At 44.0% G+C, this 625-nt stretch carries 1 protein-coding gene; it reads left to right on the top strand.

Going from position 1 to position 625, the window contains the following annotated elements; all coding sequences use genetic code 11:
• A partial coding sequence (locus JF75_RS09975) for a helix-turn-helix domain-containing protein (RefSeq protein WP_209423267.1) occupies nt 1-566 on the top strand: 566 nt, incomplete at its 5' end.
• Nucleotides 567-625 lie beyond the last annotated feature (59 nt).

The raw sequence follows: 625 nt of genomic DNA, 5'->3' as shown, positions 1-625 counted from the left end.
ATTGGACAAAAATCCAACTGGAGGGTTTTACTATGGTTAAATTTACCGTCAAACAAAAATTACAGGCGCTTAACTTGCTCAAAGAAGGCTACAGCAGCCGTTCTGTGGCGCAAATGATTGGCACCGGATCACATCAACTAATTGATACCTGGGCTGCGCAATACCAGCACTTTGGTGTTAAGGGCCTAGAAATTCGGCACATCTCGCAAAATTATCGTGGTCAATTCAAGCTCCAAGTCTTAAACTGGAGAAAAGAACATGACGAGACCTATCAAAATACCGCCATTCACTTCAAAATTGCCACACCCAGCTTAATTTGTACTTGGCAAAAACGTTTTGAAGAAGGCGGGCTTGATGCGCTCTTTACCAAACGAGGCCGACCACCAATGAACAAATTGCCTAAAAAACCAGTTAAGTATACCAGCAGCGAGTTATCTGAATTAGAACGGCTGCGCTTAGAAAACCGTCAGCTCCACATTGAGAACGACTACCTAAAAAAAGTCGAAGCCTTAGCTCGGCGCAAAGACGCTCAACGCAAGAAGAACGGACCATCATCCAAGAGCTAAGGCATGAGCACAACTATCAACTGCAAGAACTATTGCACTATAGCTTTTTAGCCAAGAGG

The sequence above is a fragment of the Lactobacillus kimbladii genome, from assembly GCF_000970755.1.
Classification (GTDB): Bacteria; Bacillota; Bacilli; order Lactobacillales; family Lactobacillaceae; genus Lactobacillus; species Lactobacillus kimbladii.
The sequence above is the reverse complement of the archived record's forward strand: the minus strand, read 5'-3'. Positions and strand labels throughout refer to the sequence as shown.